Annotated in this window: 14 protein-coding genes, 2 tRNA genes and 3 rRNA genes; 11 read left to right on the top strand and 8 right to left on the bottom strand. The window is 58.1% G+C overall.

Going from position 1 to position 26,635, the window contains the following annotated elements:
• Window positions 1–84 precede the first annotated feature (84 nt).
• Both ACA049_RS03440 and ACA049_RS03445 read right to left on the bottom strand, forming a co-directional pair.
• The gene (locus ACA049_RS03440) at window positions 85–771 is read right to left on the bottom strand and encodes an SDR family oxidoreductase (RefSeq protein WP_497333148.1); all 687 of its coding nucleotides are present in this window, start codon (window positions 769–771) and stop codon (window positions 85–87) included.
• A 25-nt stretch (window positions 772–796) separates the two neighbouring features.
• The gene (locus ACA049_RS03445) at window positions 797–1,147 is read right to left on the bottom strand and encodes a MerR family transcriptional regulator (protein ID WP_077750226.1); all 351 of its coding nucleotides are present in this window, start codon (window positions 1,145–1,147) and stop codon (window positions 797–799) included.
• Window positions 1,148–1,230: 83 nt separating this feature from the next.
• Between ACA049_RS03445 and ACA049_RS03450 the strand changes: the two genes are divergently transcribed.
• Window positions 1,231–1,689: a hypothetical protein gene (locus ACA049_RS03450; RefSeq protein WP_497333150.1), complete on the top strand. Its 459-nt coding sequence runs from the start codon at window positions 1,231–1,233 to the stop codon at window positions 1,687–1,689.
• Between the two features lie 40 nt (window positions 1,690–1,729).
• Here the strand turns inward: ACA049_RS03450 and ACA049_RS03455 are convergent, their stop codons facing one another.
• The 6 genes from ACA049_RS03455 to ACA049_RS03480 all read right to left on the bottom strand — a co-directional run bounded on the left by ACA049_RS03455 (window position 1,730) and on the right by ACA049_RS03480 (window position 8,230).
• Window positions 1,730–2,656 (bottom strand): ABC transporter permease, encoded by a 927-nt coding sequence (locus tag ACA049_RS03455; RefSeq protein ID WP_497333152.1) that lies wholly within the window; start codon window positions 2,654–2,656, stop codon window positions 1,730–1,732.
• Window positions 2,656–3,762: an ABC transporter permease gene (locus tag ACA049_RS03460; protein WP_497333154.1), complete on the bottom strand. Its 1,107-nt coding sequence runs from the start codon at window positions 3,760–3,762 to the stop codon at window positions 2,656–2,658. The genes ACA049_RS03455 and ACA049_RS03460 overlap by 1 nt, the downstream gene beginning before the upstream one ends.
• 11 nt (window positions 3,763–3,773) lie before the next feature.
• The gene (locus ACA049_RS03465) at window positions 3,774–5,339 is read right to left on the bottom strand and encodes an ABC transporter ATP-binding protein (RefSeq protein ID WP_497333156.1); all 1,566 of its coding nucleotides are present in this window, start codon (window positions 5,337–5,339) and stop codon (window positions 3,774–3,776) included.
• A 532-nt stretch (window positions 5,340–5,871) separates the two neighbouring features.
• Window positions 5,872–6,453, bottom strand: coding sequence for an IMPACT family protein (locus ACA049_RS03470; RefSeq protein ID WP_497333158.1), 582 nt, complete (start codon window positions 6,451–6,453; stop codon window positions 5,872–5,874).
• A 7-nt stretch (window positions 6,454–6,460) separates the two neighbouring features.
• Window positions 6,461–7,111 carry a TetR/AcrR family transcriptional regulator gene (locus tag ACA049_RS03475; protein WP_497333160.1) on the bottom strand — a complete coding sequence of 217 codons (651 nt, stop codon included), beginning with the start codon at window positions 7,109–7,111 and terminating at the stop codon, window positions 6,461–6,463.
• A gap of 198 nt (window positions 7,112–7,309) precedes the next feature.
• A complete protein-coding gene (locus ACA049_RS03480; protein WP_497333162.1) occupies window positions 7,310–8,230 on the bottom strand; it encodes a LysR family transcriptional regulator in 921 nt (306 codons plus the stop codon).
• A gap of 139 nt (window positions 8,231–8,369) precedes the next feature.
• Here ACA049_RS03480 and aptA point away from each other — a divergent pair, with 139 nt between their 5' ends.
• The 10 genes from aptA (at window position 8,370) to recD (ending at window position 26,533) form a co-directional block, all read left to right on the top strand.
• Window positions 8,370–9,719, top strand: a complete 1,350-nt coding sequence (aptA, locus tag ACA049_RS03485) for an omega-aminotransferase AptA (protein WP_497333164.1) — start codon at window positions 8,370–8,372, stop codon at window positions 9,717–9,719.
• Window positions 9,720–9,782: 63 nt separating this feature from the next.
• Window positions 9,783–11,276, top strand: a complete 1,494-nt coding sequence (locus ACA049_RS03490) for a CoA-acylating methylmalonate-semialdehyde dehydrogenase (RefSeq protein WP_010463762.1) — start codon at window positions 9,783–9,785, stop codon at window positions 11,274–11,276.
• A 627-nt stretch (window positions 11,277–11,903) separates the two neighbouring features.
• Window positions 11,904–13,442, top strand: a 16S ribosomal RNA gene (locus tag ACA049_RS03495).
• Between the two features lie 82 nt (window positions 13,443–13,524).
• Window positions 13,525–13,601: transfer RNA gene (locus tag ACA049_RS03500), tRNA-Ile, on the top strand.
• Window positions 13,602–13,629: 28 nt separating this feature from the next.
• Window positions 13,630–13,705: transfer RNA gene (locus ACA049_RS03505), tRNA-Ala, on the top strand.
• Between the two features lie 249 nt (window positions 13,706–13,954).
• Window positions 13,955–16,846, top strand: a 23S ribosomal RNA gene (locus tag ACA049_RS03510).
• A 173-nt stretch (window positions 16,847–17,019) separates the two neighbouring features.
• Window positions 17,020–17,135, top strand: a 5S ribosomal RNA gene (gene rrf / locus ACA049_RS03515).
• Together the 16S, 23S and 5S rRNA genes with 2 tRNA genes alongside form the textbook arrangement of a ribosomal RNA operon.
• Window positions 17,136–17,289: 154 nt before the next feature.
• Complete coding sequence (recC, locus tag ACA049_RS03520) at window positions 17,290–20,742, top strand: exodeoxyribonuclease V subunit gamma (RefSeq protein WP_497333166.1); 3,453 nt, start codon at window positions 17,290–17,292, stop codon at window positions 20,740–20,742.
• Complete coding sequence (gene recB / locus ACA049_RS03525) at window positions 20,739–24,428, top strand: exodeoxyribonuclease V subunit beta (protein WP_497333168.1); 3,690 nt, start codon at window positions 20,739–20,741, stop codon at window positions 24,426–24,428. Before recC ends, recB begins: the two co-directional genes overlap by 4 nt.
• Window positions 24,425–26,533, top strand: a complete 2,109-nt coding sequence (recD, locus tag ACA049_RS03530) for an exodeoxyribonuclease V subunit alpha (RefSeq protein ID WP_497333170.1) — start codon at window positions 24,425–24,427, stop codon at window positions 26,531–26,533. The genes recB and recD overlap by 4 nt, the downstream gene beginning before the upstream one ends.
• The last annotated feature ends 102 nt before the right edge of the window (window positions 26,534–26,635 follow it).

Consider the following 26,635-nt stretch of genomic DNA (forward strand, 5'->3'; position numbering starts at 1 on the left):
GCGAATGCGGTATGTCTAAACCATTGATGGCGACTGACACACAGCCTTCGCGAGCAAGCCCGCTCCCACAGGGTATTGCGGTGATTACCAGGGAATGGTTTCACCTCTGTAATTCACGAAGTGATGCCCACCCTTGCCGACATAAGCATTCACCTGATCCACCAACCCTCGCGTACTGGTTTCCACATCGATATCCGCGCCGTCACCGCCCATGTCGGTCTTTACCCAACCCGGATGCAGCGACAACACGGTCAGTTTCTGCTCGCCCAACTGAGTGACGAAACTGTTGGTCATCGAGTTCAGCGCAGCCTTGCTCGCCTTGTACAACGCCAGCTCCGGCGCGTCCGGCATGGTCACGCTACCCAGTACCGAACTCATGAACGCCAGCACGCCGGTGTCCGGGCGAATCTGCCCGACAAAACGCTGCGCCAGGTTGATCGGCGCCACGGCGTTGGTGAAGAACAATTGACCGACCTCGGCCAGCGTTGCGCCACCCGGCGTCTGCACCTCCGGTCCCTTGACCCCGGCATTCACGAACAGCAAATCAAACACGTCGCCCTTGAGTTGTTGGCTCAAGGCGATGACGGCCTGCTGATCGTCCATGTCGAGTTTTTCGATCCGCACCTTGCCCAACGCTTGCAGCGCCTCGGCATTCTGCGGGTTGCGCACGGTGGCGGTGACTTGCCAGCCGTCGGCCAGCAGGGTTTTCACCAGGCCGAGGCCCAAGCCCCGGGAGGCGCCGATGATAAGTGCGGTTTTTGCCTTGGACATGAGTGGCTTCCTTGATAAATGAGGATCATGGACTCAGTGGACAGCGTTGCCCGAGCCGTTGTTGCAACTCGTGTCGCAATGCACCGAGTTCGTCCATACGGGTTTCAATCAGCTTGAGCTTGTCTTGCAGCAACTGCGTGACGGCGCTGTCCGGATCCGGCGATTGCCAGATTGTGGCGACGCTGTTGCCGATCTCACCGAGGGTAAAGCCCAATCGCTGAGCCGTCTTGATGTACAGCACCAGTTGCACCATGTCTGGCGGATAGTCGCGATAGCCGTTGGCACTGCGTTGCGCCGCGATCAATCCACGCTGCTCGTAGAAGCGCAGCGTGTCGCGGCTGACGGCGCTGGCCTGGGCTAATTCACCGATGCGCATCATGACGTCTCGAGAGGGGCTTGACCCTGGAGCATACTCCAGGCTTTAGCCTTGTTGCTCCCTGAATTTATGGAGCAAGGCCGATGTGGACTTCAACGCAATATCGCCGGTTGGTGCGCGGTAGCGCCTGGTATGACTTGATCGTGACGGCAGCGTTTATCACGCCGTGGAGTTTTGCCGCGTTGCAGGGGGTGTTGTCGAGTGTGAGCCAGGCGTTCGATTTGTCTGGAGAGTTGCCGCCGTTCGAGCCGATGCACATGCTGATGGCGAATTTGCTGGGGTCGATTGTGTGCGTGTGGGCGGTGCTGCGGATTCGTGATCCGCAGCAAGTGTTTGGGCGGTATGACGCGCCGGGACGGTTTTTATTTTCGGCCTGGCAGTTGTATGCCTTGCTCCACGGCGCCAGTTCGCTGTTGGTGATTTTTCTGGTCTTTGAACTGGCGTGGGGCGTGGTTCAGGTGTTGCCTGTTCGGCAGTCTTCGCGGGCAAGCCTCGCTCCTACAGGTCCAGTGCCGATTTCACGAATTACGCAAAACCTGTAGGAGCGAGGCTTGCCCGCGAAGGGGCCAGTCCAGGCAACCACTAATGCCCAGCCCGCCACGGCTGCCCCAACGACACCGGCGCATACAACCGCGTACGCACCGCATCTCGCGACAACAGCACCAACACCACAATCGTCGCGACATACGGCAACATCGCCAGCAGACTCGACGGAATCGCCAGCCCCAAGCCCTGCGCCACCAGGTGCAGGATGCTGGCGAGTCCGAACAGGTACGCCCCGAGCAACAATCGCCACACCCGCCAACTGGCAAACACCACCAGCGCCAAGGCAATCCAGCCACGACCGGCGCTCATGTTTTCCGCCCACATCGGCGTGTAGGCCAGCGACAGATACGCGCCGGCCAAACCCGCCATTGCACCGCCAAACAGCACCGCCAACGTGCGCACGCCCAACACCGGCAAACCCATGGCGCTGGCTGCATTGGGGCTTTCCCCGACCGCTTGAATGATCAGCCCGACACGACTTTTCAGAATCACCCACGCCACCAGCGCAAACAGCGCGAACGACAGATACACCAGCAAATCCTGCGCAAACAGCATCCGCCCGATCAGCGGAATTTCACTCAAATAAGGAATCGCCACCGGCTCGAAACCTGCCAGCGGTTTACCGACCCATGCCGCGCCGACAAACGTCGACAGGCCCACGCCGAAGATCGTCAGCGCCAATCCAGTGGCCACCTGATTGGCGTTGAACACCAGCGCCACCAAGGCGAACAACGACGACAGCAGCATCCCGGCGAGCATCGCCAGCAATACGCCGAGCCACAGGTTGCCGCTGTTCAGGGCGACGATAAAACCGATCACCGCGCCAAACAGCATCATGCCTTCCTGGCCCAGATTCAGGACGCCGCTTTTCTCGCAGATCAGTTCCCCCAGAGCCACCAACAGCAGCGGCGTGCCGCAACGGACCATGGCGTAGAAAATATTGCTCAGCAGATCGATATCCATCACAGCGCTCCTGCGTGTACGGCGGTGGCTTGCGCGCGACGAGTCCAGCGCAGGTGCAAACGCGGCCGATAGAGAATCAGCACGTCACTGGCCAACAGGAAAAACAGCATCATTCCCTGGAACAATTGCGTGATCGCTTGCGGCAGATTCATGCTCATCTGCGCGCTCTCGCCGCCGATGTACAGCAACGCCATCAGCAGGCTGGAAAACAGAATGCCGATGGGGTTGAGTCGCCCGAGAAACGCCACGGTGATCGCGGCATAGCCATACCCAGGCGAAACCTGCGGCACCAGTTGGCCGATCGGCCCGGTGACTTCACAAATCCCGGCCAATCCTGCCAATCCGCCGCTGATCAGCAGCGCCAGCCAGATCAGCCGCTTCTCGCGAAACCCGACGAAACCCGCTGCGCGCTTGTCCAGCCCAAGCACCTTGATCTGGAAACCGACAAAGCTTTTCTGCAACAGAACCCAGACCGCTACCAACGCGAGCAGGGCGAAATACACCCCGGCGTGAACCCGGCCATCCTCCATCAGAAGCGGCAAGCGGCTGGCATCGCCGAACATCGCCGACTCCGGAAAGTTGAACCCGGCCGGGTCCTTCAGCGGCCCATGCACGCAGAACAGCAGCAGGTTCAGCGCGATGTAATTGAGCATGATGCTGGTGAGGATTTCGTTGGCATTGAAGCGCGTGCGTAACCACGCCGTCAGCCCGGCCCACGCGGCACCGGCCAGGCTGCCGACCAGCAGAATCAGCACCAGCGCCCAGCGACTTTGCATATCGATGATGTTCACCGCCAGTGCACTGCCGGCCAGGGCGCCGAGCAGCAGTTGGCCTTCGGCGCCGATGTTCCAGATCCGTGCCTGATACGCCACGGCCAGACCCAGCGCGCAAAGTAGAATCGGCAGCGCTTTGACCAACAGTTCGGAGACGCCATACAAATCGCTGACCGGTGCGATCAGCAAAGTGTGCAGGGTGAGCAGCGGATCGTGGCCCAACGCGATAAACAGCAGCGAGCCGCAGCCCAATGTCAGGACCGCTGCCAGCAACGGCGAGCACCACAGCATCAGGCGCGATTGCTGGCCACGGGGTTCGAGAGAAAGCAGCATGTGAAACTCCGTTAAACCGTTGCGGATGCGAGTGGTTGTGGGGCCTCGAACTGGCCGGCCATCCAGCCGCCGACATCGATCAGGCGCGTGTCGACCGTGGCCCTGAGCGGCGACAGGCGTCCGCTGCACAAGGCGCCGAGCCGGTCGCTGATCTGGAACAATTCGTCGAGGTCTTCGCTGATCACCAGGATCGCCGCGCCGGCATCGCGCAAGGCAATCAATGCACGGTGAATGGTGGCGGCGGCGCCGACGTCCACGCCCCAGGTCGGGTGCGCGGCCACCAGCAATTTCGGCTGTTGGAGGATCTCGCGGCCGAGGATGAATTTCTGCAAATTGCCACCGGACAGGCTGCGGGCCGGCGCTTGGGTGTCGGGTGTCTTCACGCCAAAGCGGTGGATGATTTCTTTAGCCAGCGCCTCGACCTTGGCGCGCTGAATCAGCCCTCTGCTGACCAGTCCTTGTTGAAATGCGCTGAGCAGGGCGTTGTCGGCAAGGCTCAACTCAGGCACCGCACCGTGGCCAAGGCGCTCGGCGGGAACGAACGCGAGGCCGAGTTTGCGGCGTGCATCGGGCCGTAAATCGGCGACCGGTTGTCCGCCGAAACTGATCGTCGCGTTGTCGCTTCGGCTTAGCCTTTCTTCTCCGCTGAGCAGAGCCAACAGCTCATCCTGACCATTGCCCGCAACGCCGGCGATACCAACGATTTCGCCACTGCGCACATCGAGGTCAATGTCCGTCAGGGAGCAGCCGAACGGGTCAGGGTTGAGCCAGGACAATCCACTTACATTCAAAAACGCGTCCCCGCCGATCACCTTCGGATAGTCAATAATCAGCTCCGCAGCCTCCCCAACCATCAACTTCGCCAATTGCTGATCCGAACACTCGGCCGGCACGCAATGCCCGGCCACCCGGCCGCCGCGCAGTACCGTGGCGCTGTGGCACAGCGCGCGCACTTCACCGAGCTTGTGGCTGATAAACAGAATGCAGCAGCCTTCGGCCGCGAGTCGGCGCAGGGTGATGAAGAGGTCGTCAGCCTCCTGCGGTGTGAGCACCGACGTCGGCTCATCGAGAATCAGCAGGCGAATGTCCTGCATCAGGCAGCGAATGATTTCCACCCGTTGCCGCTCGCCGATCGACAGGCTGTGGACAAGTCGCTCCGGTTCCAGCGCCATGCCGTAGCGCCGGGAGACTTCACGAATCTTTGGCTCAAGCTGTTTCGGTGTGCCAGCCGCCGCGCCCATCGCCAAGGCAATGTTCTGCGCCACGCTGAGGGTTTCGAACAGCGAGAAATGCTGGAACACCATGCCGATCCCGAGTTCGCGAGCCTGCGCCGGATTGCGCATGTTCACGCGCTGGCCTTGCCAGATCATTTCGCCAGAATCGGCGTGGGTGACGCCGTAGATGATCTTCATCAGTGTGCTTTTGCCCGCGCCGTTCTCGCCGAGCAGGGCGTGGATTTCACCGGGAGCAATGCTCAGGTCGATGGCGTCGTTGGCCAGGCAACCGGGGTAACGTTTGCTGATTCTGCGCAGTTGCAGGCGGGGTGTTTGATCGGGGATCGGCACGGGGTTGGGCATGACTGACTCGGGTCGACTGGAGTTATGCCTGTGGATAAAGCAATTTCCTGGCCATTGAGTCAGGAAAACCGTAAATCCCTGTAGGCAAAGGCATTGAGGACGAGGCCTCGCCATCTTACGATTCCCGATCAGGCACTACTTGAGGGCAAAGTCCTTGATCAGGCTCTGATTTTGCTCGCCGTCGATTGGTCAAAAAACGAGCAACACGCGGCAGCCTATGCCGGATATAGGGCTGCGCCAGCCATGAACGGGTTATCCACAGGTTGTTCCACAGTATTTGTGCGCAAGCCGAAAGCATGGGCATAAGCACTGTGCGGCTATCTTCTAAAGGTGATAACCGCCGCTAACTGTTTGTTTTTTCGTGGATTTAGTCTTTCTGGTGGAAAATTGGACGAAAAATGAGCAAAGCCCGCAAAGCCGCATGACAGAAGGGTTACAGCAGGATATGCGCAGGTTATCCACAGCCGGGTGCACAGCAGATGTGGGCAAGTGAACACGCTCGGCGCAAGGCCGGTGAGCGTTGTTGGTGCGATCAGTGCTGCAACACAATGCGCCCGCGACTCAAATCCGCGAGCATCGTTTGCAAGGTATCGATCTGCTCTTTGCCAACGGCCAATTGCAGTTCCACACCGTTGGCCGTGAAGGTTTCTTCCATCACCAGACCACCCAGCTCCGCCACCCGAAGTTTCACCAGCGGCAACTCGCCAAAGGTACAGGCACAGCTCACCGGCACCCGGCTGATCAGCTCGACTTTCGCCGCACCTTGCAGGCACTTGTTGGCGCCGCCGCCATAAGCCCGGGCGAGACCGCCGGTGCCCAGTTGAATGCCGCCGTACCAGCGAATCACCAGGACCGCGACCTGATCGCAATCCTGCGCTTCGATGGCCGCCAGAATCGGCCGCCCTGCGGTGCCGCCGGGTTCGCCGTCGTCATTGCTGCGGTATTGATCGCCGAGCTTCCATGCCCAGCAATTGTGCGTGGCGTTCAAGTCGCTGTGCTGATCGATGAACGCCTGGGCTTCAGCGGGGCTGGAGATCGGCGCGGCGAAGGTGATGAAGCGGCTTTTGCGAATCTCTTCGCGGTACTCGCAAAAACCGCTGAGGGTAAAAGGCATAAGTGTCTTAGATAGTTGGCGTGAGGCCGCAGCCTTTGAGGATGATGCGGATCAGGTTGTCGCCGGCGTCTTCCATGTCTTGTTTGGTCAGCTTGGAGCGGCCGCTGACACGGCAGATCTGCGTGGCGAAATCGGCGTAATGCTGGGTGCTGCCCCACAGCAGGAAGATCAGGTTCACCGGGTCGACCGGGTCCATTTTGCCGGCGTCGATCCAGGCCTGGAACACAGCCGCGCGGCCCTGAAACCAGGCGCGATAGTCCTGATTGAAATACTCGGTCAGGCATTCACCGCCACTGATCACTTCCATGGCGAAGATCCGCGAGGCTTGCGGTTGGCGTCGGGAGAATTCCATTTTGGCGCGGATGTATCGCGTCAGTGCTTCGGCCGGATCATCCTCAGCGGTCAAGGTGTTGAAGGTGCTGTCCCACAACTGAAGGATGTTGCTCAACACCGCCACGTACAAACCGAGTTTGTTGGTGAAGTAGTAATGCAGGTTCGCTTTGGGCAACCCCGCATTCAGGGCGATGGTGTTCATGCTGGTGCCTTTGAATCCGTGACGGGCGAACTCGTCTTCGGCGGCTTTGATGATGGTCTCTTCGTTCTTCTGACGAATGCGGCTGGCAGGTTTGCCGCCGTGAGCGGGGACTTCAAAGGTCATAGGCACTTCCGAACAGGGTGGGTGGGTGCAACCAATGCGTTGATAGCGTACCCACAGGCATCCGACAAGTCCCGGAGCGATAAAACCTCCTCACCACATTCCCCTGTGGGAGCGGGCTTGCTCGCGAAGAGGGAGTGTCAGTCGACATTAATGCAGCTGACACACCGCATTCGCGAGCAAGCCCGCTCCCACAGGTTTCTAGCGTGTCGCTGCCAGACTCTCCAGAAAACTTTCCAGCACCAAATGCGGGCGACGGCCCTTGCGAGTAACCGATGCGAGGCTCAAGTCATAAAAGCGCGCCGTCGGTTTCAGCGCGCGCAATCGACCTTGCTGCACCCAAAGGCTGGCGTAGTGATCCGGCAGATATCCAATGTAGCGGCCAGTGAGAATCAGGAACGCCATGCCTTCGCGGTCCGAGGCACTGGCGGTGCAATTGAGTGCCTGGTAATGCGCCTGGATTTCCGCGGGCAAACGGAAGGTCGGCGCGATGGCGTCCTGAGTGTTGAGGCGCTCGTCGTCCAGTTGCTTGTCGTCGACGTAAAACAAGGGATGACCGACCGCGCAATACAACAGCGAACGTTCGCTGTAGAGCGGCTGATATTCCAGCCCCGACAGTGCGCTGGCCTGCGGCACCACGCCGACGTGCAAGCGACCATCGAGCACGCCTTGTTCGACTTCATTGGGCGCGATCATGCGGATCTGAATCTGCACGTCCGGCCCGCGTTCCTTCAATTGCGCCAAGGCATGGGTGATGCGCATGTGGGGCAGGGTGACGAGGTTGTCGGTCAGGCCGATGGTCAATTCGCCACGCAGGTGCTGGTGCAGACCGTTGACTTCGGTGCGGAAACTTTCCAGCGCACTTAATAGCTGCAACGCCGATTGGTAAACCTCACGACCTTCTTCGGTCAGGGAAAAACCGGCGCGACCGCGTTGGCATAACCGCAGGCCAAGGCGCTGTTCCAGATCGCTCATCTGTTGGCTGATGGCCGATCGACCGATGCTCAGTACCGATTCCGCCGCGGAGAAGCCGCCGCATTCCACCACGCTGCGGAAAATACGCAGCAGGCGGATATCAAAGTCGCTGACTTGGGCCAGCGGATCGGGGCGACGAGTGCTCATGCGCAAAATACTCAAAGTTTAGTGTTTGGCAGACTGAACGTTAGAAAAGTTGGATTTCACCGACTTTATCCCCGTGGCAATTTAGCTGCAAGAACGCTTTTGATCTCTATGCCGCTTATTGCCCTGCGAGGTTTTGCCCATGAATTTGCCCGAAAACGCCCTGTCTCCCTTGGCCAGCCAGCTCAAGCTCGATGCCCACTGGATGCCCTACACCGCCAACCGCAATTTCCAGCGCGATCCGCGACTGATCGTGGCGGCGGAAGGCAGCTGGCTGACGGACGACAAGGGACGCAAGGTCTACGATTCGCTGTCGGGTCTGTGGACGTGCGGCGCCGGGCACACTCGCAAGGAAATCCAGGAAGCGGTCGCCAAGCAACTGGGCACCCTCGATTACTCGCCGGGCTTCCAGTACGGCCATCCGCTGTCGTTCCAACTGGCCGAGAAAATCACCGACCTGACACCGGGCAATCTGAACCACGTGTTCTTCACCGACTCGGGTTCCGAGTGCGCCGACACGGCAGTGAAGATGGTGCGTGCCTACTGGCGCCTGAAAGGCCAGGCGACCAAGACCAAAATGATCGGCCGCGCCCGTGGCTACCACGGTGTGAACATCGCCGGCACCAGCCTTGGCGGTGTGAACGGCAACCGCAAAATGTTCGGTCAGGCGATGATGGACGTGGATCACCTGCCGCACACCTTGCTGGCGAGCAATGCCTACTCCCGTGGCATGCCGACAGAGGGCGGTATCGCCTTGGCCGATGAACTGCTCAAGCTGATCGAATTGCACGACGCTTCGAACATCGCCGCCGTATTCGTCGAGCCAATGGCCGGTTCCGCCGGCGTGCTCGTTCCGCCGCAGGGATACCTGAAGCGTCTGCGCGAAATCTGCGATCAGCACAACATCCTGTTGGTGTTCGACGAAGTGATCACCGGTTTCGGCCGTACCGGCTCGATGTTCGGTGCTGACAGCTTCGGCGTGACCCCGGACCTGATGTGCATCGCCAAGCAAGTCACCAACGGCGCGATTCCGATGGGCGCGGTGATTGCCAGCTCCGAGATCTACCAGACCTTCATGAACCAGGCGACGCCGGAGTACGCGGTGGAATTCCCGCACGGCTACACCTACTCCGCGCACCCTGTTGCTTGTGCTGCTGGCTTGGCTGCGCTCGATCTGCTGCAAAAGGAAAATCTGGTGCAGAGCGTGGCCGAAGTCGCGCCGCATTTCGAAAATGCGCTGCACGGCCTGAAGGGCTCGAAAAACATTATCGACATTCGTAACTACGGTCTGGCCGGTGCGATCCAGATCGCGCCACGTGACGGCGACGCCATCGTGCGCCCGTTCGAAGCGGGCATGGCGTTGTGGAAAGCCGGGTTCTACGTGCGCTTTGGCGGCGACACCCTGCAGTTCGGCCCAACCTTCAACAGCAAGCCGCAAGACCTTGATCGCCTGTTCGACGCGGTCGGCGAAGTGCTGAACAAGATCGACTGATTTTCTCTTCTATATAGAGGCGCCTTTTGAAGGCGCCCGTGGACAACTTTTCTGGAGCCCCGCATGAGCCTTATCCCGCATTTGATCAATGGTGAACTGGTGACCGAAGACGGTCGCACGGCCGACGTGTTCAACCCGTCCACCGGCCAGGCCATCCACAAGCTGCCGTTGGCCAGCCGCGAAACCATTCAGAAAGCCATCGACTCGGCCAAGGCTGCGTTCCCGGCCTGGCGTAACACGCCGCCGGCCAAACGCGCGCAGGTGATGTTCCGCTTCAAGCAACTGCTGGAACAGAACGAAGCGCGTATCGCTCAGCTGATCAGTGAAGAACATGGCAAGACCCTGGAAGACGCCGCCGGTGAACTGAAGCGCGGTATCGAGAACGTCGAGTTCGCTTGCGCCGCACCGGAAATCCTCAAGGGCGAGTACAGCCGTAACGTCGGCCCGAACATTGATGCCTGGTCGGACTTCCAGCCGTTGGGTGTGGTGGCCGGTATCACTCCGTTCAACTTTCCGGCGATGGTGCCGCTGTGGATGTATCCGCTGGCGATCGTTTGCGGCAACTGCTTCATCCTCAAGCCGTCCGAGCGTGATCCAAGCTCGACGCTGTTGATCGCTCAACTATTGATCGAAGCCGGCCTGCCTAAAGGTGTGCTGAGTGTGGTGCACGGCGACAAGGCGGCAGTGGACGCGCTGATCGAAGCGCCGGAAGTCAAAGCGCTGAGCTTCGTGGGCTCGACGCCGATTGCCGAATATATCTATGCCGAAGGCACCAAGCGCGGCAAACGCGTCCAGGCATTGGGCGGCGCGAAGAACCATGCGGTGTTGATGCCGGATGCGGATCTGGATAACGCGGTCAGCGCACTGATGGGCGCGGCGTACGGTTCTTGCGGTGAGCGTTGCATGGCGATCTCGGTAGCTGTTTGTGTGGGCGACCAGGTGGCGGATGCGTTGGTGGCCAAGTTGGTGCCGCAAATCAAGGCGCTGAAAATCGGTGCGGGGACTTCTTGTGGGTTGGACATGGGGCCTTTGGTTTCCGGTCAGGCTCGCGACAAAGTCAGTGGCTATATAGAAGACGGCGTTTCTTCGGGTGCGTCGTTGGTGGTTGATGGTCGTGGTTTGAGCGTTGCCGGTCATGAGGAAGGCTTCTTCCTGGGTGGCTGCCTGTTCGATAACGTCACGCCAGAGATGCGCATCTATAAAGAAGAGATCTTCGGGCCGGTGCTGTGTGTGGTTCGGGTCAACAGCCTGGAAGAGGCGATGCAACTGATCAACGATCACGAGTATGGCAACGGCACCTGCATCTTCACCCGTGACGGGGAAGCGGCGCGGTTGTTCTGTGACGAGATCGAAGTCGGCATGGTCGGCGTCAACGTGCCGTTGCCGGTGCCGGTGGCTTATCACAGCTTTGGTGGCTGGAAGCGTTCGCTGTTTGGCGATCTGCACGCTTATGGCCCGGATGGCGTGCGTTTCTACACCCGTCGCAAGGCCATTACCCAGCGCTGGCCACAGCGTGCAAGCCATGAAGCATCGCAATTCGCGTTCCCTAGCTTGTAAGTAGAAGGGAAGAAGGCCGAGCCCCTTGGGGCTCGGCCTTCGTGTTTTCGGGCTTTTTTGACCTATATGACAGAAATGTGAAAATAGGTGTTGACGGCAGATTCTGGAAGTCTATAATTCGCCCCACTTCCGGCGCAGTCGAAACGGAAAACTCCTTGGTAAACAAAGAGTTACGCAGTTTTCGACAGCGAGTTGCTTCAGGTCATCGAAGCCCAGAAGGAGTCGGTAAGGCAGGTGGGTTTGGCCTTATAGACGTTTCGATTTTCTCGGTCGAAAGCGGAGAAAAAGAGGTGTTGACAGCAGCGAGTAACGCTGTAGAATTCGCCTCCCGCTAACGAGAGATCGGAAGCGCAAGTGGTTGAAGTTGCAAAGGAAACTTTGAAAACTTCTGAAAATAACCACTTGACAGCAACAGAGGCTGCTGTAGAATGCGCGCCTCGGTTGAGATGAAAGATCTTAACCAACCGCTCTTTAACAACTGAATCAAGCAATTCGTGTGGGTGCTTGTGGAGTCAGACTGATAGTCAACAAGATTATCAGCATCACAAGTTACTCCGCGAGAAATCAAAGATGTAACCAACGATTGCTGAGCCAAGTTTAGGGTTTCTTAAAAACCCAAAGATGTTTGAACTGAAGAGTTTGATCATGGCTCAGATTGAACGCTGGCGGCAGGCCTAACACATGCAAGTCGAGCGGCAGCACGGGTACTTGTACCTGGTGGCGAGCGGCGGACGGGTGAGTAATGCCTAGGAATCTGCCTGGTAGTGGGGGATAACGCTCGGAAACGGACGCTAATACCGCATACGTCCTACGGGAGAAAGCAGGGGACCTTCGGGCCTTGCGCTATCAGATGAGCCTAGGTCGGATTAGCTAGTTGGTGAGGTAATGGCTCACCAAGGCGACGATCCGTAACTGGTCTGAGAGGATGATCAGTCACACTGGAACTGAGACACGGTCCAGACTCCTACGGGAGGCAGCAGTGGGGAATATTGGACAATGGGCGAAAGCCTGATCCAGCCATGCCGCGTGTGTGAAGAAGGTCTTCGGATTGTAAAGCACTTTAAGTTGGGAGGAAGGGCATTTACCTAATACGTAAGTGTTTTGACGTTACCGACAGAATAAGCACCGGCTAACTCTGTGCCAGCAGCCGCGGTAATACAGAGGGTGCAAGCGTTAATCGGAATTACTGGGCGTAAAGCGCGCGTAGGTGGTTTGTTAAGTTGGATGTGAAATCCCCGGGCTCAACCTGGGAACTGCATTCAAAACTGACAAGCTAGAGTATGGTAGAGGGTGGTGGAATTTCCTGTGTAGCGGTGAAATGCGTAGATATAGGAAGGAACACCAGTGGCGAAGGCGACCACCTGGACTGATACTGACACTGAGGTGCGAAAGCGTGGGGAGCAAACAGGATTAGATACCCTGGTAGTCCACGCCGTAAACGATGTCAACTAGCCGTTGGGAGCCTTGAGCTCTTAGTGGCGCAGCTAACGCATTAAGTTGACCGCCTGGGGAGTACGGCCGCAAGGTTAAAACTCAAATGAATTGACGGGGGCCCGCACAAGCGGTGGAGCATGTGGTTTAATTCGAAGCAACGCGAAGAACCTTACCAGGCCTTGACATCCAATGAACTTTCCAGAGATGGATTGGTGCCTTCGGGAACATTGAGACAGGTGCTGCATGGCTGTCGTCAGCTCGTGTCGTGAGATGTTGGGTTAAGTCCCGTAACGAGCGCAACCCTTGTCCTTAGTTACCAGCACGTTATGGTGGGCACTCTAAGGAGACTGCCGGTGACAAACCGGAGGAAGGTGGGGATGACGTCAAGTCATCATGGCCCTTACGGCCTGGGCTACACACGTGCTACAATGGTCGGTACAGAGGGTTGCCAAGCCGCGAGGTGGAGCTAATCCCAGAAAACCGATCGTAGTCCGGATCGCAGTCTGCAACTCGACTGCGTGAAGTCGGAATCGCTAGTAATCGCGAATCAGAATGTCGCGGTGAATACGTTCCCGGGCCTTGTACACACCGCCCGTCACACCATGGGAGTGGGTTGCACCAGAAGTAGCTAGTCTAACCTTCGGGAGGACGGTTACCACGGTGTGATTCATGACTGGGGTGAAGTCGTAACAAGGTAGCCGTAGGGGAACCTGCGGCTGGATCACCTCCTTAATCGACGACATCAGCTGCTCCATAAGTTCCCACACGAATTGCTTGATTCATTGAAGAAGACGATAAGAAGCAGCCCGAAATTGGGTCTGTAGCTCAGTTGGTTAGAGCGCACCCCTGATAAGGGTGAGGTCGGCAGTTCGAATCTGCCCAGACCCACCAATTTTTGTGTGGGAACCTGTAGCAATACGGGGCCATAGCTCAGCTGGGAGAGCGCCTGCCTTGCACGCAGGAGGTCAACGGTTCGATCCCGTTTGGCTCCACCACTACTGCTTCTGTTTGTTGAAAGCTTAGAAATGAGCATTCCATCGTGATGATGGTGAATGTTGATTTCTAGTCTTTGGCTAGATCGTTCTTTAAAAATTTGGGTATGTGATAGAAAGATAGACTGAACGTTACTTTCACTGGTAACGGATCAGGCTAAGGTAAAATTTGTGAGTGGCTCTTAATTGAGCGTGATCGAATTTTCGGCGAATGTCGTCTTCACAGTATAACCAGATTGCTTGGGGTTATATGGTCAAGTGAAGAAGCGCATACGGTGGATGCCTTGGCAGTCAGAGGCGATGAAAGACGTGGTAGCCTGCGAAAAGCTTCGGGGAGTCGGCAAACAGACTTTGATCCGGAGATGTCTGAATGGGGGAACCCAGCCATCACAAGATGGTTATCTTAAGCTGAATACATAGGCTTAAGAGGCGAACCAGGGGAACTGAAACATCTAAGTACCCTGAGGAAAAGAAATCAACCGAGATTCCCTTAGTAGTGGCGAGCGAACGGGGACTAGCCCTTAAGTGGCTTTGAGATTAGCGGAACGCTCTGGAAAGTGCGGCCATAGTGGGTGATAGCCCTGTACGCGAAAATCTCTTAGTCATGAAATCGAGTAGGACGGAGCACGAGAAACTTTGTCTGAATATGGGGGGACCATCCTCCAAGGCTAAATACTACTGACTGACCGATAGTGAACTAGTACCGTGAGGGAAAGGCGAAAAGAACCCCGGAGAGGGGAGTGAAATAGATCCTGAAACCGTATGCGTACAAGCAGTGGGAGCCCACTTTGTTGGGTGACTGCGTACCTTTTGTATAATGGGTCAGCGACTTATTTTCAGTGGCGAGCTTAACCGAATAGGGGAGGCGTAGCGAAAGCGAGTCTTAATAGGGCGTCTAGTCGCTGGGAATAGACCCGAAACCGGGCGATCTATCCATGGGCAGGTTGAAGGTTGGGTAACACTAACTGGAGGACCGAACCGACTACCGTTGAAAAGTTAGCGGATGACCTGTGGATCGGAGTGAAAGGCTAATCAAGCTCGGAGATAGCTGGTTCTCCTCGAAAGCTATTTAGGTAGCGCCTCATGTATCACTGTAGGGGGTAGAGCACTGTTTCGGCTAGGGGGTCATCCCGACTTACCAAACCGATGCAAACTCCGAATACCTACAAGTGCCGAGCATGGGAGACACACGGCGGGTGCTAACGTCCGTCGTGAAAAGGGAAACAACCCAGACCGTCAGCTAAGGTCCCAAAGTTATGGTTAAGTGGGAAACGATGTGGGAAGGCTTAGACAGCTAGGAGGTTGGCTTAGAAGCAGCCACCCTTTAAAGAAAGCGTAATAGCTCACTAGTCGAGTCGGCCTGCGCGGAAGATGTAACGGGGCTCAAACCATACACCGAAGCTACGGGTATCACTTAGGTGATGCGGTAGAGGAGCGTTCTGTAAGCCTGTGAAGGTGAGTTGAGAAGCTTGCTGGAGGTATCAGAAGTGCGAATGCTGACATGAGTAACGACAATGGGTGTGAAAAACACCCACGCCGAAAGACCAAGGTTTCCTGCGCAACGTTAATCGACGCAGGGTTAGTCGGTCCCTAAGGCGAGGCTGAAAAGCGTAGTCGATGGAAAACAGGTTAATATTCCTGTACTTCTGGTTATTGCGATGGAGGGACGGAGAAGGCTAGGCCAGCTTGGCGTTGGTTGTCCAAGTTTAAGGTGGTAGGCTGGAATCTTAGGTAAATCCGGGATTCTAAGGCCGAGAGCTGATGACGAGTGTTCTTTTAGAACACGAAGTGGTTGATGCCATGCTTCCAAGAAAAGCTTCTAAGCTTCAGGTAACCAGGAACCGTACCCCAAACCGACACAGGTGGTTGGGTAGAGAATACCAAGGCGCTTGAGAGAACTCGGGTGAAGGAACTAGGCAAAATGGCACCGTAACTTCGGGAGAAGGTGCGCCGGTGAGGGTGAAGCATTTACTGCGTAAGCCCATGCCGGTCGAAGATACCAGGCCGCTGCGACTGTTTATTAAAAACACAGCACTCTGCAAACACGAAAGTGGACGTATAGGGTGTGACGCCTGCCCGGTGCCGGAAGGTTAATTGATGGGGTTAGCTAACGCGAAGCTCTTGATCGAAGCCCCGGTAAACGGCGGCCGTAACTATAACGGTCCTAAGGTAGCGAAATTCCTTGTCGGGTAAGTTCCGACCTGCACGAATGGCGTAACGATGGCGGCGCTGTCTCCACCCGAGACTCAGTGAAATTGAAATCGCTGTGAAGATGCAGTGTATCCGCGGCTAGACGGAAAGACCCCGTGAACCTTTACTATAGCTTTGCACTGGACTTTGAATTTGCTTGTGTAGGATAGGTGGGAGGCTTTGAAGCGTGGACGCCAGTTCGCGTGGAGCCAACCTTGAAATACCACCCTGGCAACTTTGAGGTTCTAACTCAGGTCCGTTATCCGGATCGAGGACAGTGTATGGTGGGTAGTTTGACTGGGGCGGTCTCCTCCTAAAGAGTAACGGAGGAGTACGAAGGTGCGCTCAGACCGGTCGGAAATCGGTCGTAGAGTATAAAGGCAAAAGCGCGCTTGACTGCGAGACAGACACGTCGAGCAGGTACGAAAGTAGGTCTTAGTGATCCGGTGGTTCTGTATGGAAGGGCCATCGCTCAACGGATAAAAGGTACTCCGGGGATAACAGGCTGATACCGCCCAAGAGTTCATATCGACGGCGGTGTTTGGCACCTCGATGTCGGCTCATCACATCCTGGGGCTGAAGCCGGTCCCAAGGGTATGGCTGTTCGCCATTTAAAGTGGTACGCGAGCTGGGTTTAGAACGTCGTGAGACAGTTCGGTCCCTATCTGCCGTGGACGTTTGAGATTTGAGAGGGGCTGCTCCTAGTACGAGAGGACCGGAGTGGACGAACCTCTGGTGTTCCGGTTGTCACGCCAGTGGCATTGCCGGGTAGCTATGTTCGGAATAGATAACCGCTGAAAGCATCTAAGCGGGAAACTAGCCTCAAGATGAGATCTCACTGGGACCTTGAGTCCCCTGAAGGGCCGTCGAAGACTACGACGTTGATAGGTTGGGTGTGTAAGCGCTGTGAGGCGTTGAGCTAACCAATACTAATTGCCCGTGAGGCTTGACCATATAACACCCAAGCAATTTGCTTGCTTCGAGCCCAAAAGCGAAAGAGCACCAGATTGCGGTGTGTGAAGACGAAACGAACCGAAAGTTCGAGAACTCACAAAACACCCGATCTATCACATACCCATTCGCTGGAGCGTGAACCCGTAAGGGCCCACGACCTGGCTACCGAATTTCTTGACGACCATAGAGCATTGGAACCACCTGATCCCATCCCGAACTCAGCAGTGAAACGATGCATCGCCGATGGTAGTGTGGGGTTTCCCCATGTGAGAGTAGGTCATCGTCAAGATTAAATTCCGAAACCCCAATTGCGAAAGCAGTTGGGGTTTTGTTTTGCCCGCAGGAAAGTTCGTACAGCAACATCGGACGGCTCCCGGCTGTCACAGTCTCCCGACAATGCTAAGGTTCGGCCCTAGCTTTTGTATTTTCCCAAGGAAGCCTTTATGCCGGACGCGACGTCCCTCAGTGCTGGTTTTATGGTGGTTCACGGTAACCGCCTGGACGAGCTGCGCAGCCTGGTAGTCAGCTGGATGCGACGTTACTCGCTGGCTCCCTTGGAAAATGAAATCGCCCTGGTACAGAGCAACGGCATCGCCCAGTGGCTGAAGCTGGCTCTGGCTGAAGACCCTGAAGAAGACGATATGGGCGGCTGCGGAATTGCTGCCGCCATCGACGTTCAACTCCCGGGCAGCTTCATGTGGCAGCTCTATCGCATGGTTCTGGGGCGTGATGAAATTCCAGTCAAATCCCTGCTCGATAAAGCCCCTCTGACCTGGCGCCTGATGCGCCTGCTTCCGCAGTTGATCCATCAAGCGCATTTCGAACCGCTGCAACGCTTCCTGACCAATGACACCGATCTGCGCAAGCGCTACCAATTGTCCGAACGGCTGGCGGATCTGTTCGACCAATACCAGGTGTACCGGGCCGATTGGCTCGAAGACTGGGCAGAAGGGCGTCATCAATTGCGAAACGGCAGAGGCGAAGCCAAGCCCCTCACCGCAGCCAACTGTTGGCAGGCAGAGTTGTGGCGGGCTCTGTTGCTGGATGTGGGTGAGCAAGGCATGGCGCAAAGTCGCGCCGGTGTTCATCAACGGTTCATGGAACGGATCAATAACCTCGACGTGGCGCCCGTTGGATTACCTTCTCGAGTGATCGTTTTCGGTATCTCCTCTCTCCCGGCACAGGCGCTGGAAGCGCTCGCCGGACTGGCCCGATTCAGCCAGGTTCTGCTTTGCGTGCACAACCCCTGTCGCCACCATTGGGCCGACATCGTCGCCGATAAAGACCTGTTACGGCATCAATACAAGCGTCAGGCTCGCAAGAGCGGCATGCCAGTTGTGCTTGATCCGCAAACCCTCCACCAACATGCTCATCCATTATTGGCGGCTTGGGGCAAGCAGGGGCGGGACTACATCAATCTGCTCGACAGCTATGACGATCCCAACAGCTACCGCTCGGCATTCCGTGATGGGCGCATCGACCTGTTCAGTGATAGTCAGCCACAGAATATGCTCAACCAGTTGCAGGACGACATCCTTGAACTGCGTCCCCTGAACGAAACTCGTGAGCGCTGGCCGGCTATCGATCTGCATCAGGACGAATCCATTCGTTTCCACATCGCCCATAGCGCCCAGCGCGAAGTGGAGATCCTCCACGATCAGTTGCTCGCACGTTTCAGTGCAGATCCAGACTTGAAGCCTCGCGATGTGATCGTGATGGTCCCGGACATCGACAGCTACGCACCGCATATCCGTGCAGTATTTGGTCAGCTTGATCGCTTCGATCCGCGCTTCATTCCCTTCACACTCGCGGACCAAGGCCAGCGTGGTCGCGATCCACTGCTGATTGCTGTCGAGCATCTACTCAAACTGCCCGACAGCCGCTTCCCCGTCAGCGAGATCCTCGATCTGCTGGACGTTCCGGCACTGCGCGCTCGCTTCGGGGTAGAGGAGCGTGACCTGCCGACCCTGCACCGCTGGATCGAAGGCGCCGGTATTCGTTGGGGAATGAATGCTGAACAGCGCGCGGGCTTGGGCTTGCCGCAAGAACTAGAGCAAAACAGTTGGCGCTTCGGTCTGCGTCGGATGCTGCTCGGTTATGCCGTCGGCAGCGCCACTGCCTGCGAAGGCATTGAGCCTTACGACGAGATTGGCGGGCTGGATGCTGCGCTGATCGGTCCTTTGGTCGCGCTGCTGGATGCGCTGGAGATTGCCCACCAGGAATTGACGCAACCGGCACCGCCCAAGCAATGGGGCGTTCGTTTGCAAACATTGGTGCAACTGTTCTTCCAGGCCAGCAATGAGCATGACGACTACTTGCTGGCCCAACTCGAAGAGCTGCGGGAAAGCTGGCTCGAGACCTGCGAATCAGTGGGCCTGCATGATGAACTGCCGTTGACCGTCGTCCGTGAAGCCTGGCTGGCAGGCCTCGACCAGGGCCGTCTGTCCCAGCGTTTTCTGGCCGGAGCCGTTAACTTTTGTACCTTGATGCCGATGCGAGCGATCCCGTTCAAACTGGTCTGTCTGCTCGGGATGAATGACGGGGATTACCCGCGAGCGCAACCACCACTGGACTTCGATCTCATGGGCAGCGACTACCGCCCGGGTGATCGTTCCCGGCGCGAGGATGACCGTTATCTTTTGCTGGAAGCGCTGCTGTCGGCACGTGACCAACTCTATATAAGTTGGGTCGGTCGCAGCATTCGGGACAATAGCGAGCGCCCAGCCTCGGTATTGATTGGCCAACTTCGCGATCACCTCGCAAGTGGCTGGCGACTACAGGCCGACAGTGAAACGCTGCTTGAAGCCATGACTCAGGAACACCCGCTGCAACCCTTCAGCGCCCGCTATTTTCATGAAGGTGACGACCTGTTCAGTTTCGCAAGCGAGTGGCAGGTGCTTCATCAAACCGGTGAGCAGGCAACGGACTTCAGGGCCCTTGATGCCTACGTTCAGGAAGAGCCGCTAAGCCTCGGTCAATTGCAGGATTTCCTGCGCAATCCCGTGCGACATTTTTTCAGTCAGCGACTCAAGGTCTTCTTCGAAGCGGCTGACGCTCCCCTGGCGGATGAAGAACCGTTCGTGCTCGATGCGCTCCAACGCTATAGCCTCAGTGACAGTCTGCTCGAAGCGGCGCTCGGGCAACTCGATCACGCCGATCACGCGCTTGAGGCCCAGGCCAAACGCCTGCAAAACAGTGGGCTTTTGCCCATGGCCGGTTTCGGCGAATGTCTGCAGCGAGAATTGATCGAACCACTGCCGGATCTGTTGCAGCGTTACCAACAGCTCCTGGCGTTGTGGCCGACACCGCTCGCCAGTGCGTTGCCAGTCAATCTGGAGCTGGAAGGTCTGCGCCTTGAAGGCTGGCTCAGTGGCCTGCACCAACGTGCTGATGGCGGCCTGCTGTCAGTCACCACCATTCCCAACAGCATCGGTTCGATCAAGACCCGCAAGTGGCATCGTCTGACGCGACCTTGGGTCAATCACTTGGTCGCTTGCGCCAGCGGCATATCGATGACCACCGCATTAGTGGCCAGTGATGACACTCTTCTACTCGCTCCTTTGGCGGAGGGCTCTGCACGTCAGACTCTGGGCAACCTGTTGCAAGCATGGCAAACGGGCATGCGCCAACCCCTTCCGATCGCCGTCAAAACCGCCTTCGCGTGGCTGTCTCAAACTGACCCGGTCAAAGCCGACGCGGCCGCTCGCAAGGCCTATGAAGGCGACGGTCAAACCACTGACGGCGAGCGCCGCGAAAGCCCGGCACTCGCCCGGCAGTTCGCCGATTACGACACTCTGACCGCTGACGAGACCTTCCCCGATTGGTGTAACGCCTTGTACAAACCGATGCTCGAAGCCCCTTGGCGTTCATTGACCAGCGAGGAGGCGCGCTCATGACCACGAAAACACCGTTGGCCCTGGCATTCCCCCTGAGTGGCAGCCAACTGATCGAAGCGAGCGCCGGTACCGGCAAGACCTTCACCATTTCTGCGTTGTACCTGCGTCTGGTCCTCGGCCACGGCGGCGAATCGAATGGTTTTGGGCGTGAACTGTTACCGCCGCAAATCCTCGTCGTAACGTTCACCGATGCCGCCACCAAAGAGCTGCGCGAACGTATTCGTACCCGTCTGGCTGAAGCGGCGCGGTACTTTCGCGATGAGACCGAGGCCCCCGATAGCCTCATCGCTGAACTGCGTGACGAGTACCTGCCCGAACAGTGGTCCGGCTGCGCAAACCGTCTGGACATTGCCGCGCAGTGGATGGATGAAGCCGCCGTCTCGACCATCCACAGTTGGTGCCAGCGCATGTTGCGCGAGCACGCGTTCGACAGTGGCAGCCTGTTTACCCAGACCCTGGAAACCGATCACAGCGATTTGCTGGGCGAAGTCCTGCGTGATTACTGGCGGCTGTTCTGCTACCCGATGCAAGGCGATGCCCTGAACTGGGTGCGGGGTAATTGGGGTGGCCCGGCGGCGCTGTTGCCGCGCGTACGCAGTTTGTTCGCCAGCGAGCGTGACAGCGTTGAAGGCAAGGCGCCCGCAGAACTGATCACCGAGTGCTTGCAGGAGCGACGAATAGCCCTGCTCGAACTCAAGATGCCTTGGCGCCAATGGGCAGACGAGTTGCTTTCCATCTGCCACCAGGGCGTTGCGAGCAAGAGCGTCGACGGTCGAAAGATGCAGGCCCGTTATTTCGAACCCTGGTTCGAAAAACTCAAAGCCTGGGCCGAAGATGAGTCTCTTGAGCAGCTGGATATCGGCACAGGCTTCACTCGCCTGACGCCTGACGGCATGGCCGAAGCCTGGAAGGGCGACGCTCCCCGTCATCCAGGGCTGGACGCCATGCCCGGGCTCAAGACCAGTCTCGACGGCTTGCCGACCCCCGACGCTGCCGTTCTGCAACATGCCGCGCAGTGGGTCGGTGCACGGTTCGAGGAGGAAAAACGACGCCGCGCGGAGATGGGTTTCGACGACATGCTGCTGCGCCTTGATGCGGCGTTGCAATCCGATGGTGGTGAGCGCCTGGCGACCCTGATTCGCGAGCAGTTTCCGGTGGCGCTCATCGATGAGTTCCAGGACACCGACCCGGTGCAATACCGGATTTTCGAAAGCATCTATCGCATCGAAGACAACAACCCCGAATGCGGCCTGTTTCTGATCGGCGACCCCAAGCAAGCGATCTACGCTTTTCGCGGTGCCGACATCTACACCTACCTGCGCGCCCGCCAGGCCACCGCCGGCCGTCTGCATACCCTCGGTACAAACTTCCGCTCCAGCCATGGCATGGTCAATGCGGTGAACCATGTGTTCGAGCGCGCGGAGTCTCGTGAGCTGGGGCGCGGCGCGTTTCTGTTTCGTGAAAAGAACGGCGATAACCCGGTGCCGTTCCTGCCCGTCGAATCCCAAGGGCGCAAAGAAGTTCTACACATCGACGGCCAGCTCGTGCCGGCCCTGAACATCTGGCACCTGTCCGCCGATCAGCCAATGTCCGGCGCGGAGTACCGACAAAAACTCGCCTCCGCCTGCGCCAGTGAAATCACCGCACTACTCAATGGCGGCCAACAAGGCCGGGCAGGTTTCATAGAGAAGGACAAGGACTTCAGGGGCCTGCTGCCTGCCGACATCGCGATCCTGGTCCGCGACGGCAAAGAGGCCCAGGCTGTGCGCGGCGAATTGTCTGCACGCGGTGTGCGCAGCGTTTATCTGTCGGACAAGGATTCGGTGTTCGCGGCTCAAGAAGCACACGATCTGCTGACCTGGCTCAAAGCCTGTGCCGAGCCGGACGTCGAGCGGCCGCTGCGAGCCGCATTGGCCTGCATCACGCTGAACCTTTCCCTGGCGGAACTGGAGCGGCTGAACCAGGACGAACTGGCTTGGGAAGCGCGGGTCATGCAGTTCCGCGGTTATCGCGAGCTGTGGCGCAAACAGGGCGTGTTGCCCATGTTGCGGCGCTTGCTGCATGACTTCCAGTTACCTCGGTCGTTGATCGCGCGCAGCGACGGCGAACGGGTACTGACTAACCTGTTGCACCTGTCGGAGTTGTTGCAACAGGCCGCTGCCGAACTTGATGGCGAGCAAGCGCTGATTCGTCATCTGTCCGAGCATCTGGCGTTGTCCGGTCAGGCTGGCGAAGAACAGATCCTGCGTCTGGAAAGCGACGAGCAACTGGTCAAGGTCGTGACCATTCACAAATCCAAGGGCCTTGAGTATCCCTTGGTGTTTCTGCCGTTTATCTGCTCGGCAAAACCCGTGGATGGCAGCCGATTGCCGCTGCATTATCACGATGCAAACGGCAAGGCGCAGGTGACCTTGAAGCCGACTGCCGAGTTGATCGCCCTGGCCGATGATGAGCGTCTGGCCGAGGATCTGCGTTTGCTCTATGTCGCCCTGACCCGAGCGCAACATGCCTGTTGGCTTGGCGTGACCGATCTCAAGCGCGGCAATAACAACAGCTCGGTGCTGCACCTTTCTGCATTGGGTTACTTGCTGGGCGGTGGAGCCCCGCTGGCCGAGTCCGAAGGTTTGAAGCGCTGGCTCGAAGACCTCCAACAGGAATGCCCGGCACTGCTTTACGGTGATATGCCGTCAGCGACGGCCGAGCATTACCATCCACCTAGCAATGACGCGAGGTTGCTCGCGCCGCTGATACCCAAGCGCAAGGCCAGTGAAAACTGGTGGATTGCCTCGTACAGTGCCTTGCGCATCGGCGACAGTCTGAGCGTGGGCAGTGACGAAGCGCCGGAGAACCCGCAAGCGCAAAAGCTCTTTGATGATGAACGCCTCGATCCGGACGCCCCGCGAGAAGTGGTCGCCGGCGGTGCCGATATCCATCGATTCCCCCGCGGCCCAAATCCCGGCACCTTCCTCCATGGTTTGCTGGAGTGGGCGGGTGATGAAGGGTTTTCTGCTGCACCACAGATCGTGGAGGACGCCATTGCCCGTCGCTGCAATCGCCGTGGCTGGGAAGGCTGGATCACCACCCTGAGCGATTGGCTGCAACACTTGCTCAAGTCTCCGTTGCACCTCGGCGGGGGACAGGCTCCGGTCGTGTTCGAGCAGCTGACCCAATACCGCGTCGAGATGGAGTTCTGGTTCGCCAGTCATAAAGTCGATGTGCTCAAGCTTGATGAGCTGGTGCGTCAACATACGCACAACGGCGTTGCCCGGGTGGCCGCTGAGCCGGTATTGCTCAACGGCATGTTCAAGGGTTTTATCGACCTGACGTTCGAACACGACGGCCGATATTACGTTGCCGATTACAAATCCAACTGGCTGGGGCCCGATGACGCGGCTTACACCGAACAGGCCATGGAACAGTCGATTCTCGACAACCGTTACGACCTGCAATATGTGTTGTACCTGCTGGCCCTGCATCGCCAGCTCAAGGCGCGGCTTGCCGACTACGATTACGACCGGCATGTCGGTGGCGCGCTGTACCTGTTCCTGCGCGGCACGCGTGCATCCACCCAGGGCGTGTATTTCGCCCGTCCGCCCAGAGAGCTTATCGAGCGTCTGGATCGTCTATTCCAGGGCAAAGCAGAACCCAAGGCCGAACCCGCCTGGGAACAGGGAGTACTGCTATGAGTCGCACCTTCGCCGATTTGCTGCCTACGCCATTGGCGGCCGAAAGCCTGGCGGATCTGGCACCCCTGAGTCGCGCCGATGACTTGTTGCTGTTGCTGGCTCGTTGGGTTGAGCGCGGCTGGTTGCGGGCGCTGGACAAGGCTTTTGTGGCCTTCCTCCACGAGCTTGCCCCCGACGATGATCCGTTGGTGCTGCTCGCTGCCGCATTGACCAGTCACCAATTGGGTCACGGCCATGTCTGCCTGGACCTGTTCGAGACGCTGAAAGAACCGGATTTCGCCCTGTCGCTGCCACCGGAAGGCGATCTGCAAAGTGGTGCGATGTTGTTGCCGTCGCAACTGCTTGAAGCACTGGACGGCGCTCATTGGTGCAAGGTCCTGGCGTCAAGTCGTCTGGTGGCGCTGGCCGTCGATGGTCGTGAGGCGGCGCAATCCCGGCCCCTGGTGTTGTCGGGCAAGCGCCTGTACTTGCGCCGTTACTGGGTTTACGAAAGACGCATCGACAACGCCCTGCGCCAACGCCTGGCTGAACACGAAACAACGCCGAATGATTTACCTCAACGTCTGACCGGTTTGTTCGGTCCAGCCAAATCCGGTGAAGTGATCGACTGGCAGAAACTCGCCTGTGCCCTGGCGACCCGTAGTGCGTTCAGTATCGTCACCGGCGGCCCGGGCACCGGCAAGACCACCACGGTCGTGCGCTTGCTGGCATTGCTCCAGGCACCCGCCGTGGAGGCAGGCCAACCACTGCGCATCCGTCTTGCCGCACCCACCGGCAAAGCGGCGGCACGGCTGACGGAATCCATCAGCCAGCAAGTCCGGACGCTGGAAGTCGAAGAAAACGTAAGAAGCAAGATCCCCTCGGACGTGACCACCGTGCACCGCTTGCTGGGCAGTCGGCCCGGTACCCGGCACTTCCGTCACCATGCCGGCAATCGCTTGCCGCTGGATGTACTGGTGGTGGACGAAGCCTCGATGATCGACCTGGAAATGATGGCCAACCTGCTTGACGCGATGCCGGCCCATGCCCGACTGGTGCTACTCGGTGACAAGGACCAGTTGGCCTCGGTAGAGGCCGGCGCCGTGCTGGGTGATTTGTGCCGCGACGCCGAGGCCGGTTGGTACAGCCCGCAGACGCGCCAGTGGCTGGAGACGGTCAGTGGTGAACATCTGGACGCCAGCGGTTTGCAGGAAGACGCTGACGGAACTCACCCCTTGGCCCAGCAAGTGGTGATGCTGCGCCACTCGCGCCGGTTCGGTGAGGGCAGCGGCATCGGCCAGTTGGCGCGTTGGGTCAACCAGCAACAACCGGAAGAAGCGCGCACGTTGCTGGCGGCTCGAAGTCATGACGACGTGTTTTCCTTGCCCCTTAAAGGTGAGCAAGACAGGGCGCTGGAACGCTTGCTGCTCGAAGGTCATGGCGACGGACCGCGAGGGTATCGCCACTACTTGAGTCTGCTTCGCAGCCAACGGCCACCGATTGACAGCCCACTCGATGATCCATGCTGGACCGATTGGGCGCGTCAGGTGTTGCAAGCCTTCGACGCCTTCCAGTTGTTATGCGCCGTACGCAAAGGGCCGTGGGGCGTGGAGGGTTTGAATCAACGTGTGACCGCCGCGCTGCTCAAGGCTCGACTGATCGACAGCGACCAGCAGTGGTACGAAGGTCGACCCGTATTGATGACGCGTAACGACTATGGCCTGGGGTTGATGAACGGCGACATCGGCATTGCGCTCAAACTGCCGGAACGTGATGGACCCGAGACAGGTAAGCACGTCCTGCGTGTCGCGTTTCCGCGTAATGATGGCCAGGGGGGCGTGCGATTCGTTCTTCCGAGTCGGCTCAACGATGTCGAAACGGTTTACGCCATGACCGTACACAAATCCCAAGGCTCGGAGTTTGCCCATACGGCGTTGATTCTGCCGGATGCATTGAACCCCGTACTTACCAAGGAACTGATCTATACGGGGATCACCCGGGCCAAGAGCTGGTTCACCCTGATCGAACCTCGTGCCGGAGTGTTTGAGGAGGCCGTACGACGCAAGGTCAAGCGCTTGAGCGGGTTGATGCTGGAGTTGGAAGAGGGGATCGATGCGAGCCATTGAAAGGGGAGCGCTGGATGACGAAAACTGTCCGAAGTGCCGTAGTGCACCGCCTCGCTGGGGTTTCAACGCTATGCTATCGTTGCGGCATCATTTCGAAACATC

The sequence above is a fragment of the Pseudomonas sp. LBUM1662 genome (assembly GCF_059695915.1).

Bases quoted from the DNA above. Each gene is read 5' to 3' on its own strand.
- ACA049_RS03440 (WP_497333148.1), bottom strand. From the start codon at position 771: ATGTCCAAGGCAAAAACCGCACTTATCATCGGCGCCTCCCGGGGCTTG.
- ACA049_RS03445 (WP_077750226.1), bottom strand. From the start codon at position 1,147: ATGCGCATCGGTGAATTAGCCCAGGCCAGCGCCGTCAGCCGCGACACG.
- ACA049_RS03450 (WP_497333150.1), top strand. From the start codon at position 1,231: ATGTGGACTTCAACGCAATATCGCCGGTTGGTGCGCGGTAGCGCCTGG.
- ACA049_RS03455 (WP_497333152.1), bottom strand. From the start codon at position 2,656: ATGGATATCGATCTGCTGAGCAATATTTTCTACGCCATGGTCCGTTGC.
- ACA049_RS03460 (WP_497333154.1), bottom strand. From the start codon at position 3,762: ATGCTGCTTTCTCTCGAACCCCGTGGCCAGCAATCGCGCCTGATGCTG.
- ACA049_RS03465 (WP_497333156.1), bottom strand. From the start codon at position 5,339: ATGCCCAACCCCGTGCCGATCCCCGATCAAACACCCCGCCTGCAACTG.
- ACA049_RS03470 (WP_497333158.1), bottom strand. From the start codon at position 6,453: ATGCCTTTTACCCTCAGCGGTTTTTGCGAGTACCGCGAAGAGATTCGC.
- ACA049_RS03475 (WP_497333160.1), bottom strand. From the start codon at position 7,111: ATGACCTTTGAAGTCCCCGCTCACGGCGGCAAACCTGCCAGCCGCATT.
- ACA049_RS03480 (WP_497333162.1), bottom strand. From the start codon at position 8,230: ATGAGCACTCGTCGCCCCGATCCGCTGGCCCAAGTCAGCGACTTTGAT.
- aptA (WP_497333164.1), top strand. From the start codon at position 8,370: ATGAATTTGCCCGAAAACGCCCTGTCTCCCTTGGCCAGCCAGCTCAAG.
- ACA049_RS03490 (WP_010463762.1), top strand. From the start codon at position 9,783: ATGAGCCTTATCCCGCATTTGATCAATGGTGAACTGGTGACCGAAGAC.
- recC (WP_497333166.1), top strand. From the start codon at position 17,290: ATGCCGGACGCGACGTCCCTCAGTGCTGGTTTTATGGTGGTTCACGGT.
- recB (WP_497333168.1), top strand. From the start codon at position 20,739: ATGACCACGAAAACACCGTTGGCCCTGGCATTCCCCCTGAGTGGCAGC.
- recD (WP_497333170.1), top strand. From the start codon at position 24,425: ATGAGTCGCACCTTCGCCGATTTGCTGCCTACGCCATTGGCGGCCGAA.